The organism is Brevundimonas sp., assembly GCF_047617075.1.
Classification (GTDB): domain Bacteria; phylum Pseudomonadota; class Alphaproteobacteria; order Caulobacterales; family Caulobacteraceae; genus Brevundimonas.
On sequence record NZ_JBLGCI010000001.1, the window covers coordinates 369,175 to 387,071 of the forward strand.

Sequence of the window (17,897 nt, forward strand, 5' to 3'; positions counted from 1 at the left end):
TTCAGACCGCGCCTTCGGACGCCCCGGTGACTCAGGATTTACCAGCGGCCGCCGGGGCGGCGGTTGTTGTCGGCGCGCTCCATGCGGACGCGGGCCGACAGGCGGTCATAGCGGCGGTCCAGATCACCCATCTCCCAGCGGGTCAGGCCGTGGCGGCGATACTGGGCCTCGAGCCGCACGATGCTGTTCAGCTCGGCGCGCAGGCTGCGGGCCTCGCGCGGGCTGATGGCGCGGTTGTAGGCGGCGCGGTCGATGCGGCGGTCCAGGTTGATCTTGCGCTGGGCGATGGACTGCCAGCCCGGGGCGTGGGCGACCGGCCCGCCGCGCGGCGGGCCGTAGTGCTGGGCGGTGGCCGGGACGGCGACGGAAACCGCGGCGGCGGCCATCAGGGAGGCGGCGAGGGTCTTGTTCATGGCTTCGATCCTTCGATTGCGGTCGCCCCAGGGATCAGGGCGGCGATGACGGGATCAGTGAAGCGCGCGGCGCCTGATCGGCGCCTGAACGAGGCGTTTCAGATGGCGTTCACCTGGCTGAACGCGGGGCAGGAAAAAGGGCGCGACCCTTGCGGATCGCGCCCCTTTCGGTCGTTCCTTGGTCGCGCTTACCAGCGGCGACCGCCGATCCGGCGGTTGTAGCGATCCAGGTTGGCCTGAATGCGCTGATAGCGCTCGCGGATATCCTGCCGCTCCCAACGGGTCAGGCCGTCGCGGTCGAAGCTGTACTGCTGTTCAAGCCGAACCACGCGCTGAACGGCGCCCCGGTACTCGCGCGCCTTGCCGGTGCTCATGACGCGGGCCTGCCAGGCGCGATCGATCTGGCGTTCCAGACGCTGGGCCTGGCGGCCGCCGCCGGGATAGCCGGCCGGGCCGTGATAGGCCGGCCCGCCGCGCGGAGGGCCGTAATGCTGGGCTGCGGCCGGAATGGCGACGGAGATCGCCGCGACGGCCATGACGGCTGTCATCAGTTTTTTCATCATGGGCTCCTCGGTTTCGGTTCGGCGGCCGACCCCGTGACAGGGTGGTGCGATGGACACATAAGAGCATGCGCCGCCTGAGCCTGACCTGAACGGGGCGGTTCAGTTCGCGTTCATCTTCCTGAACCCGCGCGGAGCCTCTATGGTTCACGCGAAGTGACCGATGGACGCGCCGGTCATGACCCGTTTCTCACGCCCCTGTTCAGACGCCGTTCAGAGGCGCCGCTGTAAACCGCTCTGCATGAACCGTATTGGCATCCTTTTTCTGGCCGGGCTGATCGCCGCCGCTCCCATGGCGGAAGCGTCGGCTCGTGCGCTGGAGACCCAGGCGCGCGACCCCCTGATGAGCTCGCTGCGTCAGGACCGGGCGCGTGAGGAATCCCGTGAAGGCCGCCGGGTCAGCGCCAGCGAGGTGGCGCGGTCCGTGTCCCGGGGTCGCGAGGGCCGCATGCTGGGCATCAATGAACGCAACATGGGCGGCCGCGCCGTCTATGTGGTGCGCTGGGAATATCCGGGCGGACGCGTGGCCGACATCACGGTCGACGCCCGCACCGGCGCCGTGATTGGAGAACGCTGATGAGAGTCCTGCTTGTCGAGGATGACGCGGACCTGTCGCGCCAGTTGAAGACCGCCCTGACCGACGCCGGCTATGCGGTGGACCACGCCCCGGACGGCGAGGAAGCCCACTTTCTGGGCGATACCGAACCCTATGACGTGGTCGTGCTGGACCTGGGCCTGCCCAAGGTGGACGGCGTGTCGGTGCTGGAGCGCTGGCGCCGGGACGGCAAGACCACGCCGGTGCTGATCCTGACCGCGCGCGGCGCCTGGTCCGACAAGGTGTCGGGCTTCGACGCCGGCGCTGACGATTACCTGACCAAGCCATTCCACACCGAGGAACTGCTGGCCCGCCTGCGCGCCCTGCTGCGCAGATCGGCGGGGCATGCGACCTCAACGCTGGAGTGCGGCGCCCTGCGACTGGATCCCCGCGCGGCGCGGGCCAGCGTGGACGGGGAGCCCCTGCGCCTGACATCGCTGGAATACCGGCTGCTGCATTATCTGATGATGCATCAGGGCCGGGTCATCAGCCGCACCGAACTGGTCGAGCACCTGTATGATCAGGACTTCGACCGCGACTCCAACACCATCGAGGTGTTCGTGGGCCGCCTTAGGAAAAAGATCGGCGCGGACCGGATCGAGACCGTGCGCGGCCTGGGCTATCGCCTGACGCCGCTGGCCGGGGAATCCGAGGCGGCGTGAAGCAGGACCTGGGGCGCTATCTGGGTCGTCCCGGCCGGTCCCTGACCCGCCGGCTGATCTGGTTGGCCGCCGCCTGGATCGTGGTGGCCCTGCTGGCCACGGGCCTTGTGCTGACCTCGCAGTTTCAGGAGTCCGGCCTGCGCCGACTGGGCGGCGTCAACAACAACACCATCGACGAACTGGTGCTGGCCGCCGGCGTCCAGGGTGGACAGGTGGTGGTGCCCCAGATCGAGGACTCCCGCACCAAGGCGCTGCTCTCCGGCAAATACTGGGCGGTGGCCGAGCGGGATGCCGACGGCGACCTGGTGGTCATTGCACGGTCCACGTCACTCTGGGACGCCGAGATGCCGATTCCGACCAGCCTGTCCCGGCGGGTGGCCGAGGCGGAAGGGGGCACCGTGTCCTACAATGCATTCGGTCCCAACAACGCAGAGCCTCTGCGGGTCTCCGCCAGCCAGAAACAACTGCCGGGCCGGGAAGAACCGGTGGTGTTCATCGCCGCCCTCAATCGCTCCAACATCGACGCCGATACCCGCCAGTTCGCCACCCTGACCTGGATCGCCCTTGGCCTGCTGGGCGCCGGGTTGATGGCGGCGGTGTTCTTCCAGGTGCGCATCGGACTGAGGCCTCTCTACGAGCTGGGCCAGGAGATCGGCGATGTGCGCAAGGGCCGCGCCACCCGGATCAGCCAGGATTATCCGGTGGAAATCGCTCCGCTGGCCGAACAGCTGAACAAGCTGCTGGATCACAATCAGGAAGTGGTGGAGCGCCAGCGCACCCACGTGGGCAATCTGGCCCACGCCCTGAAGACGCCCCTGTCCGTCATGCTGGCCGAGACCGAAGGCCAGTCCGGCGGCCTGCCCGAGATCGTGCGCCGCCAGTCCGAAATCATGCGCGGCCAGGTGGACCACCATCTGCGCCGGGCCCGCGCCGCCGCCCGCGCCCAGGGGTCAGGCGAGCGCACCGCCGTGGCCGAGGTGCTGGACGAGATGGCGGTCATGCTGGAGCGGGTGTTCCAGTCCAAGGACGTGGTCATCGACTGGCGCTCGCCCGACGAGCTGATGTTCCGGGGCGAACGGCAGGATCTGCAGGAAATGGTCGGCAATCTGCTGGAGAACGCCTGCATCTGGAGCGAGGGGCGCGTGAAGGTTTCGGCCGGGGCCATGGGCCTGGGCCGGCTGCTGCTGGTGATCGAGGACGACGGGCCGGGCCTGCCCGAGGACCGCCGCGACGAGGTGCTGAAGCGCGGGACGCGGCTGGACGAGGACGTGCCGGGCACCGGACTGGGCCTCTCCATCGTCGACGAACTGACCCGGGCCTATGAGGGACGTCTGACCCTGGGCGACAGCGACATGGGCGGGCTGAAGGTCATGCTGGAGCTTCCCGCGGCCGAATCCTGAAGAGGGTTTATGCGTTTCGTTAAGCGCCGCTGTGGGAGACTGCCGTCTCTCGCGGAGTGAAGACGTCCATGACGGGTTTGTCCGTCGCCAGTCAGACCGCCTTGAAGGCGATGATTCAGGCCGCGCCGGATGACGCGCTGGTCAAGCTCTCACGCGCCTTGCGCACGACGCCGGGCGAGCGGGTGGACTGGATTCGCCGCATGATCATGGGCGAACAGGCGGTCCGGCGCATGCGACAGGCCGCGTTCGGTCCGCTGGTCCCCATGTTCCGGGCCCGGATGGACGGGGTGCGCGCCCTGACCTTTCCCGCGCCGGTGCTGGGCGGCCTCTGGCGTCAGGTCTGCGCGCGCCAGCCCGCCCTGGTGGACCAGGCCAGGGAGATGACCGTCGGCGGCGGGGAGATCGACGCCGGTCTTCTGGACCAGTTCTGCGTCTCTGCGGCGGCGGTGCTGCGCGACGATCCGGCCTCGGTCTGGTCGCCGCTGAAGCCCGATGTCGCCGAGGAACTTGCGGCCTGCTTCGATCTGGCCCCGCTGGCCCGCGCCGCCCTGCCCATGCTGGGACGCTGGACCGGACCGCCGGATCCGGACAGCGAGGCGTCGCTCAGGCTGATGATGCGCGACGCCGAACGCATCGGCGAGAACGCCGCCGTGCGCATGACCGAAATTCTGCTGGCCAATATCGCCGAGGCGCCGCTGATCCTGCGTGTCATCGGCCGGGTCGCCAACACCGACGGCGAGGAGCGCTTTCTGGCCGAATCCGAACTGGCCGATTTCGGAGAGCGATTGTTCGAACGGCTCGAGGTCGCCGCCGAGGCGCTGGACGAATTCCATCCCGCTCGCGCCGCGCCCGGCGATGCGGAGGCGGTGGCCGCGCGCCTGACCGCCGCCGCTGAAATCCTGCGCCAGATGGAGCTCTCCCTCGCCCTGACGCCGGACGGCGACTGGGGCGCGCGGTTCCAGGCGCTGAAAATGCGGATGAGCCGCGGGCTGGACAACGTCATGGGCCTGGCGCCGCGCATGGTGGACAAGGCTCTGCCGCTTGAGCGTGTGCGGATTGTCGGCGCCATGAGCCGCATGGCGCCGGTCATGGACGCCGCCGCCCATGGTCCCCTGATGGATCAGGCCCGGTCGGCGCTGGTGGTGCTCCACGGCGCCCGATCGGCGTCGGCGGTGCTGGGTTGCGGGGGCCAGCGGGCGCAGATCTGCGACACCCTGCAAAAGCGTCTCATGCCCTACGGCGACGAACTGATCGAGGGGCTGAACGCGGGCGACGTGAAGGACGAGGCTCATGTGGCCGTTCTGGCCGAGTTGTGCGCCGGGTTCCTCGAACTGTGCGACGCCGCGCCTGCCGCCAAGGCGCTGCGGCGACGGCTGGCCGCCACGGGTGCGACAGCGGCGCCCTCGCCTCGGGTCGCCTGATCCATTAGACCGGCGCCATGACGATTTTCTGGCTCGTGGCGGGCATGACGGCGACATTGGCCGCACTGGGCGTGCTGTGGCGCGCGCGGCGGGCCGTGGGCGCGCCTGTGCTGGACGCCGGGCCGGATGCGCGGCAGCTGGATGAACTGGACGCCCTGCGCGAGCGGGGCCTGCTGGACGAGGACGCCTGGCGCGTCGCGCGGGCCGAGGCGGGGCGGCGTCTGCTGGCCACGCCGTCCCAGGCGCAACCGCTGACCGCCGACCTGTCCCACGGCAAATGGGTGCTGGCGGGGCTCGGCGTGACCGCCCTGATCGCCCTGGGCGCCTACTGGTTCACCGGAGCCCCAGGCCTGCCGGATCAGCCGCGTGAGGCGCGCGTGCAGCAGTGGGCGCAGGAACTGGACACGCTGGATGCGCCGCGTCTGGCCGCCGTGGCCGAGGCCGTGGCGCGTGACAATCCGCAGGATCGCGAGGCGCAGGTGTTCCTGGGCCGCGCCCGGTTCGAGGCCGGCGACCCTATCGGCGCCGCCACCGCTTTTCGCCGGGCCCTGGCGCTGGACGCCGACGATCCGGTCAGCTGGTCGCGTCTGGGCGAGGCCCTGACCGGCGCGCAGCAGGGCGTGGTGGGCGCCGACGCCGAGGCCGCCTTCCGCGAGGCCTTGCGCCGTGATCCGGACGCCCAGGCCGCCCGCTATTTCCTCGGCCGCGCCGCCCTTGCCCGGGGCGACGCCGCCGCCGCCCGCGCCCTGTGGGCGCCGCTGCTGACCGAGCTGCCGCCGGGCGATGGCCGCCGCGCCCAGCTTCAGGCCGATCTGGCGGCGATCGAGGGGGATGACGCGTGAGCTGGTTGCCCCGATCGCCCAAGGCGCGCCGGCGCCTGTGGATCATCGCCGCCGTGACCCCGGTGCTGCTGCTGGCCGTGGGCCTGTCCCTGTGGGCCATGCGCGACAGCGTCACCTTCTTCTTCAGCCCGTCCGAGGTCACCGAGGAGGCCGCGCCCGCCGGCCGCATGATCCGGCTGGGCGGCCTGGTGGTTCCCGGCAGCGTCCAGCAGGGCGGCGACGGGTCCGTATCGTTCGCCGTCACCGACAACGCGGCCGAAACCCGCATCGTCTATCAGGGCGACCTGCCCGACCTGTTCCGCGAGGGACAGGGCATCGTGGCCCAGGGCGCGTTCGACGAGGCGCGCGTCTTCCAGGCCAGTCAGGTTCTGGCCAAGCACGACGAGACCTACATGCCGCGTGAGGTGGCTGACCGCCTCAAGGAAACCGGCGAATGGCGCGGCGGCGAGGCGCCCGCTAATGCGGCGTATGTGACCGAATGATCGCGGAATTCGGCGCCTTCGCCCTGGCCCTGGCCCTTGCGCTCAGCCTGATGCAGGCGGGGGCGGCGGGGATCGGGCGCATCCTGCGTTCGCCGGTTCTGGCCGGGGCGGGGGAGGGTGCGGCCGTGGCGTCCACCGTCGCCGTGGCGCTGGCTTTCGGCGCCCTGATCTGGGCCTTCGTGACCTCGGACTTCTCGGTCAGCAACGTCGCGCTGAACAGCCACACGGACAAGCCGCTATTCTACCGCGTGGCCGGGGCCTGGGGCAGCCACGAGGGCTCGCTGTTGCTGTGGTGTCTGGTCATGACGGCCTTCGGCGCCGTGCTGGCGCTGGGGCGCGGCCTGCCGTTCGGGCTCAAGACCTCCGCCGTGGCGGTGCAGGGCGGGCTGAACGCCATGTTCCTGGCCTTCACGGTGTTCACCTCCAACGCCTTCACGCGGCTGGACCCGGCGCCGGTGCAGGGCGCGTCCCTGAATCCGTTGTTGCAGGACCCCGCGCTGGCGATCCATCCGCCGCTGCTCTACCTGGGCTACGTCGGGTTTTCGGTGTGTTTCTCGCTTGCGGTCGCCGCCCTGATCGAGGGGCGGGTCGAGGCGGCCTGGGGGCGCTGGGTGCGGCCGTGGGCGCTGGCGTCCTGGGCCTTCCTGACGGCCGGCATCGCCCTTGGGTCCTTCTGGGCCTACTATGAACTTGGCTGGGGCGGCTGGTGGTTCTGGGATCCGGTGGAGAACGCCTCCTTCCTGCCGTGGCTGGCGGGAACGGCCCTTCTGCATTCGGCGATCGTGACGGAAAAGCGCGGGGCGCTGGCGGGCTGGACCCTGTTCCTGGCGCTGGTGGCCTTCACCCTGTCCATGCTGGGCGCGTTTCTGGTGCGCTCCGGCGTGCTGACCTCGGTGCACGCCTTCGCCGTGGATCCTGAGCGCGGCATCCTGCTGCTGGCCATTCTGGGCGTGGCGGCGGGGGCGGCCTTCGCCCTGTTCGCCTGGCGCGCGCCGGGCCTGCCCAAAGGCGGGGTCTTCGCGCCGGTCAGCCGCGAAAGCAGCCTGGTGCTGAACAATCTGTTCCTGTCGGCGGCGGCGGCCACGGTGCTGCTGGGCACCCTGTATCCGCTGATCCTGGAGGCCGTGACAGGCCAGACCATCTCGGTGGGGCCGCCCTATTTCAACCTGACCTTCACGCCGCTGATGGCCGCCGCCCTCATCATCCTGCCGGCCGGGCCGCTGCTGGCCTGGAAGCGGGCGGATCTGAAGGGCGTGGTCCAGCGCCTGACCCTGGCCTTCGCCGCCGCCGTGCTGGCCGCCCTGATCGCCCTGTTCCTGTTCGACCCCATGAAGGCCATGGCGGCGGCGGGAATCGGGCTGGGCGCGTGGCTGGTCGTCGGCGCGCTGGTGGAGATGGCCGAACGCATCCGCCTGTTCCGCGCGCCCGGCGCCGAGGTATGGCGGCGTCTGACCGGCCTGCCCAAGGGCGCCTTCGGCATGACCCTGGCCCACGCGGGGCTGGGCCTGTTCGTCATGGGCGCCGTGGCCGAGACGGCGTTCAAGGTGGAGGCGGTGGTGGTCACCGCCCCGGACGGCCCCGTGGCCGTGGCCGGTCCCTGGCACGTGGCGCTGGACGAGGTGCGCATCGTCGAGGGGCCGAACTATCTGGCTGAACAGGGCGTGTTCACCGTGGCGCGCGAGGATGGAAGCGGCGCCCGCACCCTGACCGCCGAGCGCCGCTTCTTCCCCGCGGGCGGCCAGACCACCACCGAGGTGGGGCTGGATTTTCGGGGTCTGGACGACGTCTATGTGGTGCTTGGCGAGCGGCGCGCGACCGAGACGCTCGATCAGGCCTGGACCGTGCGGGTCCACTGGAACCCGTGGGCGCGGCTGATCTTTCTTGGGCCCGCGCTGATGGCGCTGGGCGGGGCGGTGTCGCTGGCCGACCGGCGCCTGAGGATCGGCGTGGCGGGGAGGAAGCGGGCATGAGGCGCCTGCTCCACATCCTTCTCCCGGTGGGAGAAGGGGGCCCCGCGCACCGCAGCGCGCAGCGCGAAGGTTCTGGCGCGGGGGATGAGGGTCGGATGTTTTACAAGGCCGCCAGTCGACCCTCACCCTGCGCGCAAAGAAGCGGCTCGCTTCGCAACCCGCTGCGCGCAGCCCTCTCCCAATGGGAGAGGGGATTGGTTGTAATCGCCGCCGTGCTCCTGATGGCCTTCGCCGAACCGGCGGCGGCGCCCGACCAGCCCTTGCCTGATGCGGCGCAGGAGGCGCGGGCGCAGGATTTGTTCGAGGACATCCGCTGCGTCGTTTGCCAGCACGAATCCATCGCCGATTCCCCCGCCGGGATCGCCGCCGACATGCGCCGTCTGGTGCGCGACGAGGTGGCGGCGGGCCGCACGGATGAACAGATCGAGGCCGGGCTGGTGCGCCGTTATGGCGACTATGTGCTGTTCCGCCCGCCGTTCCGGGCCGGAACGCTGCTGCTGTGGCTGGGGCCGTTTCTGGTGGTGCTGATCGCGGGGGGCGTTCTGCTCACGACCCTGCGCCGCCGCCCGGCCGATGTCGCGCCCCTGACGCCGGAGGAAGAAGCCGCGCTGGAAAAACGGTTGGCCGGTCGCCCGGATTTGGACGCATCCTCGCCCCATGATCATCCCTGATCTGTATGATCCGTAACTGGTTCCCGTTGGCGCGCCGCGTCATAGGGTTATATCAAGGGGCACGGGGCCGCCTTTCGGTCCCGCCGAAACGACACAAGGACGACGATGCTGAAGCGTAAGGAATTCATTCTGGGCGCCGCGGTCGGACTGACCTTCGCCGCCGCCGCGACCGCCGGCGGGATCATCGACTGGCCCACGGCCGGCGCCCAGGAGCAGCGCGCCGAGATGCGCGGCGGACTGGTTCCGGCCTCCACCGCCGGCGCCGTGCTGTTCCAGCCGCCCCCGGGCGCGCCCAATTCCTTCGCCGACATCATCGACCAGGTCTCGCCCGCCGTGGTGCAGATCGACGTGACCACGCGGGTGCCGCGCCCGACCATGCGCGGCTTCCCCAATATTCCGGGTCTGCCGTTCCCCTTCTCCGCGCCGCCGCAGCCGGAAGGCGAAGAGGGTGAACCGCCGACCATGGAGGGCGCCGGCTCCGGCTCGGGCTTCTTCATCTCGGCGGACGGCTACATCGTCACCAACAACCACGTGGTCGAGAACGCGTCCGAGATCACCGTGCGCCTGACCGACGACCGCGAATTGACGGCCCGGGTCGTGGGCCGCGATGAACTGACCGACCTGGCCGTCCTGAAGGTGGACGGCGGCAATTTTCCCTTCGTCCAGTTCGAAACCGAGGCCCAGCCTCGCGTAGGCGACTGGGTGGTGGCCCTGGGCAATCCCTTCAGCCTCGGCGCCTCGGCTACGGCCGGGATCGTCTCGGCGCGCGGCCGCGACATCGGCGATCAATATGTCGACTTCATCCAGATCGACGCGCCCATCAACCGGGGCAACTCGGGCGGCCCGACCTTCGACATTTATGGCCGGGTCATCGGCGTGAACACGGCGATCTTCTCGCCCACGGGCGTGTCCGTGGGCATCGGCTTCGCCATCCCCGCTGACGTGGCCCAGCGCGTGACCCAGCAGCTGATGCAGGGGGGCACGATTGAGCGCGGCTATCTGGGCGTGCAGATCGGCACGCTCACGCCTGACATGCGTGAAGCCATGGGCCTGGGTGAAGACGTGACTGGCGCATACATCAACGACGTCACGCCGGGCGGCCCTGCCGCAGAGGCTGGCCTGCGCGCCGAGGACGTCATCACGGAGATGAACGGCGACGCGGTGCGGAACAACACCGACCTGACGCGACGGGTCGGTCAGGCGCGGGCCGGCGATACGCTGCGCCTGACGGTCCTGCGTGAGGGACGCCGCGTCCAGCTGAATGTCCGCGCGGGTGTGCGTCCCCCGGAAGATGAACTCAACAATCCTACGCCGGGTGAGCAGAACGGCTCCCCGGAGAGGCCGGCGACCGCCGGCGTCGTGGTCGAGGGGCTGCGTGTCGCGCCGATGAGCGCGGCCCTGCGTCAGCAGTACGGCATTGATCCGCAGGTCAACGGCCTGGTGATCCTTGGTGCTGAGTCCGGCTCCGCCGCCGCCCGCATAGGGTTCGAGCCCGGCATGGTCATCCAGAGCGCCGACCGCAGGCCGGTGACGACGGTGGATGAGCTGCGCGCCACCGTGCAGCGCCTGAGAGAAGCCGGACGGCCGAGCATTCTGCTGTTTGTGCGCACCAGTCAGGGCAACACGCCGGTGGTTCTCGAACTGGACGGCGACGAGGAGTAGGGTCGCGAGAGCGATTCTGGAGACGGGGCTGATGCGCATACTGGTGGTCGAGGATGATGAGGAGGCCGCGGGCGCCATGGTGCGCGGCCTGTCGGAGGCGGGGCACGAGGTGACCCACGCCGTGGACGGCGCCTATGGCCTCGTGGAGGCCCAGAAGGGCGGCTTCGACGTCTATGTGGTGGACCGCATGATGCCGCGCCTGGACGGGGTCGGCATGGTCGAGACCCTGCGCAAGGACGGGGACCAGACCCCCGTGCTGTTCCTGTCGGCGCTGGGCGAGGTGGAGGACCGGGTCACGGGCCTGAAGGCCGGGGCCGACGACTATCTGGTCAAGCCCTACGCCTTCGCCGAGCTGATCGCCCGGGTCGAGGCCCTGTCCCGCCGCCGCGAAACCGGCGGGGTGCAGACGGTGCTGAAGGTCGGCGATCTGGAGATGAACCTGATCAGCCGCGAGGTGCATCGGGCGGGTCAGGAGATCGACCTGCAGCCGCGCGAGTTCCAGCTGCTGGAATTCCTCATGCGCCACGCCGGCCAGTCGGTGACCCGCACCATGCTGCTTGAGAAGGTGTGGGAGTACCATTTCGACCCCCAGACCAACGTCATCGACGTCCACATCAGCCGTCTGCGCGCCAAGATCGACAAGGGCTTCGACAAGGCCATGCTGCAGACGGTGCGCGGGGCGGGGTATCGTTTGGAAGCCTGAGGTTTCGCGCGGCGTTCTCCCTCCCCGTTCGGGGAGGGCGGTCGCGCAGCGACCGGGTGGGGAGGGCTCGGCGACATGGCCGTCATCGCCAGGGCAAGGGCCCTCAGGAAACGACTGACGCCCGCCGAAGCGCGCTTGTGGGGCGCGCTGCGCAGACTGCGGGCCGAAGGCCTGCATTTCCGCCGACAGGCGCCCATGAGAGGCTATATTCTCGACTTCGTCTGCATCGACAGGCTGCTGATTGTCGAGGTGGACGGTGCGTCGCACGATTGCGAAGACCGACAGCGTAAGGACAGGGTGCGGGACGCGGTGTTGTCGAGAGAGGGATTTCTGACGTTGCGGTTCTCGAATTTGTCCGTTCGGGATGCTCTGGATGACGTCGTTCAGACGGTGCGGGACCGTTGCCTTGCCCGCCCCACCCGGCTGTCGCTTCGCGCCAGCCCCCCTCCCCGGGACGGGGAGGGAGATATCCTGTGAAGCTGCCCTCGCTCTTCCGGCGCACGCCCTTTCGGCTGACGCTGATGTTCGTGGCGCTGTTCGCGGCGGCGGCGTCGGCGGTGCTGGCCTATGTCTATCTGGCCTCGGCGTCCGAGGCGCGCTCGCGGGCCGAGGCGGACGTGCGGCGGGAGGTGGGGGTGCTGACCGCCATCTACCGCGAGCGGGGCCGCAATGCGCTGAATCAGGCGCTGGTGGACCGCACCATTCGCGGCGGGCCCTATCTGTATCTGCTGATGACGCCGGACTCCGAGGTCATCACCGGCAATATCGAACAGTCCCCCATCGTCCCCACCGCCGAGGATCCGGGCGAGCGGTGGGAGGCGTTTCGCCTGACCGACACCGACGAGGCGGGCCGTATCGTCAAGCGCCAGGCCCTCGGCGTGCAGATGCGCCTCTCGGGCGGCGAAATCCTGTTCGTGGGCGAGGACATCGGCGACACCGAAGCCTATCTGGACCGCCTGACCCAGGCCCTGTGGGGCGCCATGCTGCTGGTGGTGGTGCTGGGGCTGGGCGGCGGCCTGCTCATCAGCCGCAATCTTGAACGCTCCATGGGCCGGTTCAACACCGTGGTTACGGCGGTGAAGGGCGGCGACCTGAAGGCGCGGGCCGAGGTGCGCGGCACGGGCGATGAACTGGATGAGCTGGGCGCGGGCCTGAACGGCATGCTGGACCGGCTGGAGGCGTCCATGGCTTCGATCCGCCACGCCGGGGACGCCATCGCCCACGATCTGCGCAGCCCCCTGACCCGAATGCGGGCCAAGCTGGAGGTGGCCCTGATCGATGCGGAGGCCGGGCGCATCGACGCCAATGACGCCTTGCAGATGGCGCTGGCCGAGGCCGATGAACTGCTGAAAACCTTCAACACCGTGCTGGCCATCGCCCGCCTGCAGGCGTCCCGGGAGCCCCAGACCGAGGTGTTCGACGCCGCCGATCTGGCCGGCGACATGGCCGAGCTGTACGAGCCCGCCGCCGAGGACAAGGGGCTGGAGTTCGACTCCGAAATTCACAAGGGCCTGATGATCCGCGCCAACCGGCCGTTCCTGGCCCAGGCTCTGGCCAACCTCATCGACAACGCCATCAAGTACACGCCGCCGGGCGGCGCGGTGATGCTGCGCGCCCGCCGTCGGTCCAGCGGCCAGGTGGAGTTTTCCGTCACCGACACCGGCCCCGGCGTGCCCGACGAGGACCGCAAGCGCGTTCTGGACCGCTTCGTGCGGCTGGAGAACAGTCGCACCGAGCCGGGTTCCGGCCTGGGCCTGTCGCTGGTGGCGGCGGTGGCCGAGGCGCACCGTGGCCGAATCTATCTGGATGAAGGCCCGGGCGTGGTGGACGACACGGGGCCGGGTCTGCGGGTCGCCCTGGTCCTGCCGCCCGCCGAATGACCGGACTGGCCGAAAAGATCAGGCCCGGCGGGCCGGTGCTGGACGCGGAACTGGCCGCGCGAACCCGTGAACCGATTGAGGTCGCCGCGCGTGAAGGCGGCTGGCTGGAGACCCTCGACGCCGCGTGGCCCGCGCTGGAGCCGGTCTTCGCCGCCGCGCCCTATCTGGCGGGTCTGCCACGGCGGTCGCCCGGGAGGCTGCGCGCGATCCTTGAGGCCGAGCCGGACCAGCGGCTGGCGGACATTCTGAAGGAAACCGAGGCGCTTGCGGGCGGCGCCGACGACCTGCGCGCGCCCCTGCGGGGGCTGAAGGCGGACCTGCATCTGCTGACGGCCCTGTGCGACCTAGGCGGGGTGTGGGATCTGGACCAGGTCACCGGCGCCCTGACCGATTTCGCCGACGCCGCCACCCGCGCCGCTCTGCGCGCCGTGGCCCATGACACGCGCCAGAGAAGCAAGCTGGTCAGCGCCGCCGACGATCCGCGCGGCCCCGTGCCCGGCCTGTTCGCCCTGGCCATGGGCAAACACGGCGCGCATGAGCTGAACTATTCCAGCGACATCGACATCTCTTTCTTCCACGATCCTGATGTGGTCGAGACGGCCCTGGCGCCCGGCGTGGAGGCCCAGCCGTTCGTCAATCGCCTGGCCCAGGGGGTGGCAAGCCTGCTTTCGGAGCGGACCGGCGACGGTTACGTGTTCCGGGTCGACCTGCGGCTGCGTCCTGATCCGTCATCGACCCCGCCGGTGGTCCCGGCGCCCGCGGCCATGGCCTATTACGAATCCGTGGGCCAGAACTGGGAGCGGGCGGCCTTCATCAAGGCGCGGCCGGTGTGCGGCGATCTGCGGGAGGGCGAGGCCTTCCTCGCGGAGCTGGCGCCCTTTATCTGGCGACGCAGCCTCGACTATCACGCCATCGCCGACATCCATTCCATCAAGCGCCAGATCCATGCCTTCAAGACCTGCGAGGGCCTGCACGCGGCGGGCGCCAATCTGAAGCTTGGCCGGGGCGGCATCCGCGAGATCGAGTTCTTCGTCCAGACCCAGCAGCTGATCCTGGGCGGCCGAGATCCCGGCCTGCGCGCGCCCCGAACGCTTGAGGCGCTGGCCGCCCTGACCGCGGCGGGCCATGTGGACGAGACGGTCCGCGTCGAGCTGTCCGCCGCCTACGACCGCCTGCGGGGGCTGGAGCACCGCATCCAGATGCTGGCAGACGAACAGACCCACACCCTGCCGGAACCCGCCGAGCGCCGCGCCGCCGTCGCCGCCCTGTCCGGTGAGGCGGACCTGGCCGCGTTCGACGCGGGCGTGGAGACCCTGCTGAAAAGCGTCAACCGCCGCTATGGCGAGCTGTTCTCGGACGAGGAAGACCTGTCCTCGCCCTGGGGCAGCCTCGTCTTCACAGGCGTGGAAAACGATCCGGAGACCCTGAAGACGCTGGAGCGTATGGGATTCTCCAATCCCGAAAGCGTGGCGGATACGATCCGGGGCTGGCACCACGGCCGCGTCGGGGCCACCCGTACGGCGCGCGGGCGAGAGTTGTTCACCCGACTGGCGCCGCGTCTTCTGACGGCTCTGGCCGAGACCGGGGCGCCGGACGCCGCCTTCGCGCGGTTCTCCACCTTCTTCGCCGGACTGTCGGCGGGCACGCAGATCCAGTCGCTGTTTCTGGCCCAGCCCGAGCTGTTCGCCCTGATCGTGCGGGTCATGGCCTTCGCCCCGCGTCTGGCCCGGACCCTGGCGCGCTATCCCGCCGCCCTGGACAGCATGCTGGACGCCCGCTTTCTGGAGCCGCTGGATCAGGACACCGGGGTGCTGGACGAACTGGTAGCCGAGGCGGTGGGTGAAAGCGATTTCGAGGAGGCCATGAACGTGGTTCGGCGCATCCACCGCGACCAGATCTTCCGCATCGGCATCCAGACCCTGACCGGGCGCGCCCACGCCGACAGCGCGGGCCACGCCTACGCCGATCTGGCCGATGTCTCGATCCGCGCCCTGTCCGCCGCCGCCCTGAAGGAAGTGACGCGCCAGGGCGGCGCCTTCGCGGGCCGCATCGCCGTGGTGGCTCTGGGCAAGGCCGGATCGCGTGAGATGACCGCCGGGTCCGATCTGGACCTGATGACGGTCTATGAAGCCGATGATCCCGCCGGCATGTCCGAAAGGAAAGGCTGGAGCGCCGACACCTTCTATGGCCGTTTCACCCAGCGCCTGATCGCGGCCCTGTCGGCGCACACGGCGGAGGGCGCCCTGTACGAAGTGGACATGCGTCTGCGTCCCTCGGGACGCGCCGGGCCGGTGTCGGTCAGTTTCCGGGCGCTGGAGGACTACTACGCCGGCGAGGCCGAGACCTGGGAATTTCTGGCTCTGACCCGCGCACGGGTGGTGTGGTCCAGCGAGGCGGCCTTTGGCCAGCGGGTGGCCGGCGCCATCCAGACGGCCCTGCGCCGACCACGCGACCCGGAGCAGGTGACGCGCGACGTGCGCGACATGCGCGCCCTGATGGACCGGGAGCGGCCCGGCGGCGGACTGTGGGAACTGAAGCTGGCGCCCGGCGGCCAGGTGGACTGCGAGTTCGCGGCCCAGCACAGCCAGCTTCTGGCGGCTGCGCGGGGGGAACCGCTGACCGTCTCGACGGTGGAGGCCCTGTCGGCGCCGGGACTGGACGCGGTATTCGGCAAGGCCTGGAGCCTGCAACAGTCCATCGGCCAGGTGATCCGCTGCGCGTTCGAGGGCGACCCGGACCCGGAGGCCGAACCCGCCGAGTTCCGAGAACGGCTGGCGGGTGTGGCCGGGTTCGACAGCTTCGATGCGCTGAAGACGGAACTGGCCGCTCGGAGAACGGCGGCGCGGGCGGCGCTGGAGGCCCTGCTGGGGCCGCTGACCTCGCCCGCGACGGAATCCTGACGCCCGCTCGTTGAACCTTTCGACAGGGACGACCAGCGCCGCCCTTCGCGGGCGGATCAGGAGAATGAATCCATGAGGAAGATGATTGTGCTGGGCGGCGTCGCCGCCCTGGCCATGAGCGGGGCCGCGATCGCCCAGACGAACGATGAGGGTCAGCGCGGCTGGCGCATGGACGCCGACGCGCGGGTCAGCCAGGCCGAGTTCGTGGACCGGCGGGTCGCCCGCCTGACCGCCATGGACGCCAATGGCGACGGCGTGGTCGCCCGCGAGGAAATGCAGGCTCAGCGTCAGGCCCGCATGGTCGAACGCCGCAACCGGATGTTCGAGCGCATGGACGCTGACAGCGACGGCTCCATCACCCGCGCCGAGTATGATGCGTCGCACGCCCAGCGCGTGGAACGCATGGCCGAACGCCGGGCCGAGCGCGGCGAGGCGGGTCAGCGACGCGGCTGGCGCGGTCATCGCGGCCAACGCATGGGCATGCGACTTGACCAGGGCGGTCAGGGCGTCAACATCGAACAGGCGCGCCAGCGCGCGACCGAACAGTTCGGCCGCATGGACGCGGACGGGGATGGTTTCGTCACCGGCGCCGAAATGCGTGCGCAGCGCGAGGCGCGCCGCGCCGAACGTCAGGCCCGCCGGGCCGAACGCCGCGCCCAGGCGGCGGAGTAGGGGTGATGTCGGGACAGACCGGATCGGTCCGGTCGGCCCGCCCGCAGGGAAACGGAGCGAGCCGGCTTGGCGACACGGGTGGTCGATCCCGACGAAGATCTGGTGAGCCGCGTGGGTCAGGGCGACCCCGCGGCGATCCAGGCCATGGTCGCGCGCAAGCTTCCGCGCATGCTGGCGCTGGCGCAGCGCATGCTGAACGACCCCTCGGAGGCCGAGGACGTGGCGCAGGAGGCGATGCTGAAGGCGTGGCGCCAGGCGCCGCGGTGGAAGCCGGGCAAGGCGCGGTTCGACACCTGGCTGCACCGGGTGGCGCTGAACCTCTGCTACGACCGGCTGCGTCGACGGCGCGAGGTGTTGACGGATACGGTTCCGGACCGGGCCGATCCCGGGCCGTCGCCGGATCAGGGATTGCAGGCGGCGGAGCTGGGCGCGCGGGTGGACGCGGCGCTGGCGGCCCTGCCGGAACGCCAGCGCGAGGCCATCGTGCTGTGCCACTATCAGGAGCTGGGCAATATCGAGGCTGCGGCCCTGATGGACATCAGCGTCGAGGCGCTGGAGAGTTTGCTGTCGCGCGGTCGACGCGCCCTGCGGGCGTCGCTGGCCGAGACGGCCAGAAGTGAAGGTGTGCTGAGATGAATGCGCAACGTTTTCAGGATCTGGCGGATGCCTACGGCGCCGATCCGCGCCGCTGGCCCGAAGCCGAGCGGGCGGCCGCGCGCGCCTTCATGGACGCCGATCCGCAGGGAGCCGAACGGCTGCTGTTCGAGGCGCGCCAGATGGATCTGGCGCTGGACGCCTCGCCGCGCGCCCTGGTCAGCCATGACCTGCGCGAGCGCGTGATCGCCATGGCGGCGACGGCGGGTCTGAAGCCTCGCGCGCGCTTCGCCTTCGGCCGGCTGGCCTGGGCCTCTGGCGCCGGATGGGCCGTGGCCTGCGCGGCGGGGGTGCTGGTGGGGCTCAACCTGTCCCAACCCGCGGTGGCCCAGGCCGAGGCGGACGCGGTTCTCTATCAATCCCAGCTTCTGGCGCTGGACGATACCGAGGTTCTGGAATGAGCAGGCGCG

The 17,897-nt window shown here is 70.1% G+C and carries 17 protein-coding genes and 1 pseudogene; 16 read left to right on the forward strand and 2 right to left on the reverse strand.

Features of this window, described 5'->3' with window-relative positions:
• Positions 1 to 38: 38 nt before the first annotated feature.
• Both ACI8U3_RS01815 and ACI8U3_RS01820 read right to left on the reverse strand, forming a co-directional pair.
• Complete coding sequence (locus ACI8U3_RS01815) at positions 39 to 413, reverse strand: hypothetical protein (RefSeq protein WP_415013149.1); 375 nt, start codon at positions 411 to 413, stop codon at positions 39 to 41.
• Positions 414 to 601: 188 nt separating this feature from the next.
• Positions 602 to 973, reverse strand: a complete 372-nt coding sequence (locus ACI8U3_RS01820) for a hypothetical protein (protein ID WP_415013150.1) — start codon at positions 971 to 973, stop codon at positions 602 to 604.
• Between the two features lie 241 nt (positions 974 to 1,214).
• On the opposite strand from ACI8U3_RS01820, the gene ACI8U3_RS01825 reads away from it, so the two are divergent.
• The 16 genes and pseudogenes from ACI8U3_RS01825 (at position 1,215) to ACI8U3_RS01900 (ending at position 17,888) form a co-directional block, all read left to right on the forward strand.
• On the forward strand, positions 1,215 to 1,550 hold the full coding sequence (locus ACI8U3_RS01825) for a PepSY domain-containing protein (RefSeq protein ID WP_415013151.1): 336 nt from the start codon (positions 1,215 to 1,217) through the stop codon (positions 1,548 to 1,550).
• A complete protein-coding gene (locus ACI8U3_RS01830) occupies positions 1,550 to 2,230 on the forward strand; it encodes a response regulator transcription factor (RefSeq protein WP_415013152.1) in 681 nt (226 codons plus the stop codon). The genes ACI8U3_RS01825 and ACI8U3_RS01830 overlap by 1 nt, the downstream gene beginning before the upstream one ends.
• Positions 2,227 to 3,630 carry an ATP-binding protein gene (locus ACI8U3_RS01835; protein WP_415013153.1) on the forward strand — a complete coding sequence of 468 codons (1,404 nt, stop codon included), beginning with the start codon at positions 2,227 to 2,229 and terminating at the stop codon, positions 3,628 to 3,630. The genes ACI8U3_RS01830 and ACI8U3_RS01835 overlap by 4 nt, the downstream gene beginning before the upstream one ends.
• Before the next feature lie 68 nt (positions 3,631 to 3,698).
• Positions 3,699 to 5,051 carry a hypothetical protein gene (locus ACI8U3_RS01840; RefSeq protein WP_415013154.1) on the forward strand — a complete coding sequence of 451 codons (1,353 nt, stop codon included), beginning with the start codon at positions 3,699 to 3,701 and terminating at the stop codon, positions 5,049 to 5,051.
• 17 nt (positions 5,052 to 5,068) lie between these two features.
• A complete protein-coding gene (gene ccmI / locus ACI8U3_RS01845; RefSeq protein ID WP_415013155.1) occupies positions 5,069 to 5,893 on the forward strand; it encodes a c-type cytochrome biogenesis protein CcmI in 825 nt (274 codons plus the stop codon).
• Positions 5,890 to 6,375 carry a cytochrome c maturation protein CcmE gene (gene ccmE, locus ACI8U3_RS01850; protein ID WP_415013156.1) on the forward strand — a complete coding sequence of 162 codons (486 nt, stop codon included), beginning with the start codon at positions 5,890 to 5,892 and terminating at the stop codon, positions 6,373 to 6,375. Before ccmI ends, ccmE begins: the two co-directional genes overlap by 4 nt.
• The gene (locus ACI8U3_RS01855; protein ID WP_415013157.1) at positions 6,372 to 8,345 is read left to right on the forward strand and encodes a heme lyase CcmF/NrfE family subunit; all 1,974 of its coding nucleotides are present in this window, start codon (positions 6,372 to 6,374) and stop codon (positions 8,343 to 8,345) included. Before ccmE ends, ACI8U3_RS01855 begins: the two co-directional genes overlap by 4 nt.
• Before the next feature lie 194 nt (positions 8,346 to 8,539).
• A complete protein-coding gene (locus ACI8U3_RS01860) occupies positions 8,540 to 9,016 on the forward strand; it encodes a cytochrome c-type biogenesis protein CcmH (protein ID WP_415013158.1) in 477 nt (158 codons plus the stop codon).
• 105 nt (positions 9,017 to 9,121) lie between these two features.
• Positions 9,122 to 10,678, forward strand: a complete 1,557-nt coding sequence (locus ACI8U3_RS01865) for a Do family serine endopeptidase (RefSeq protein ID WP_415013159.1) — start codon at positions 9,122 to 9,124, stop codon at positions 10,676 to 10,678.
• 31 nt (positions 10,679 to 10,709) lie between these two features.
• Complete coding sequence (locus tag ACI8U3_RS01870; protein WP_415013160.1) at positions 10,710 to 11,381, forward strand: response regulator transcription factor; 672 nt, start codon at positions 10,710 to 10,712, stop codon at positions 11,379 to 11,381.
• Between the two features lie 75 nt (positions 11,382 to 11,456).
• A complete protein-coding gene (locus ACI8U3_RS01875) occupies positions 11,457 to 11,858 on the forward strand; it encodes an endonuclease domain-containing protein (RefSeq protein ID WP_415013161.1) in 402 nt (133 codons plus the stop codon).
• Positions 11,855 to 13,261 (forward strand): sensor histidine kinase, encoded by a 1,407-nt coding sequence (locus ACI8U3_RS01880; protein ID WP_415013162.1) that lies wholly within the window; start codon positions 11,855 to 11,857, stop codon positions 13,259 to 13,261. Before ACI8U3_RS01875 ends, ACI8U3_RS01880 begins: the two co-directional genes overlap by 4 nt.
• Positions 13,258 to 16,161, forward strand: a complete 2,904-nt coding sequence (locus tag ACI8U3_RS01885) for a bifunctional [glutamine synthetase] adenylyltransferase/[glutamine synthetase]-adenylyl-L-tyrosine phosphorylase (protein ID WP_415013163.1) — start codon at positions 13,258 to 13,260, stop codon at positions 16,159 to 16,161. Before ACI8U3_RS01880 ends, ACI8U3_RS01885 begins: the two co-directional genes overlap by 4 nt.
• Before the next feature lie 72 nt (positions 16,162 to 16,233).
• Positions 16,234 to 16,833, forward strand: a complete 600-nt coding sequence (locus tag ACI8U3_RS01890) for an EF-hand domain-containing protein (RefSeq protein ID WP_415013164.1) — start codon at positions 16,234 to 16,236, stop codon at positions 16,831 to 16,833.
• A gap of 54 nt (positions 16,834 to 16,887) precedes the next feature.
• Positions 16,888 to 17,469 (forward strand): annotated as a pseudogene (locus tag ACI8U3_RS01895) (RNA polymerase sigma factor); the annotation flags it as partial.
• On the forward strand, positions 17,466 to 17,888 hold the full coding sequence (locus ACI8U3_RS01900; RefSeq protein ID WP_415013165.1) for a hypothetical protein: 423 nt from the start codon (positions 17,466 to 17,468) through the stop codon (positions 17,886 to 17,888). The pseudogene ACI8U3_RS01895 and the gene ACI8U3_RS01900, both read left to right, overlap by 4 nt.
• Positions 17,889 to 17,897: the final 9 nt, after the last annotated feature.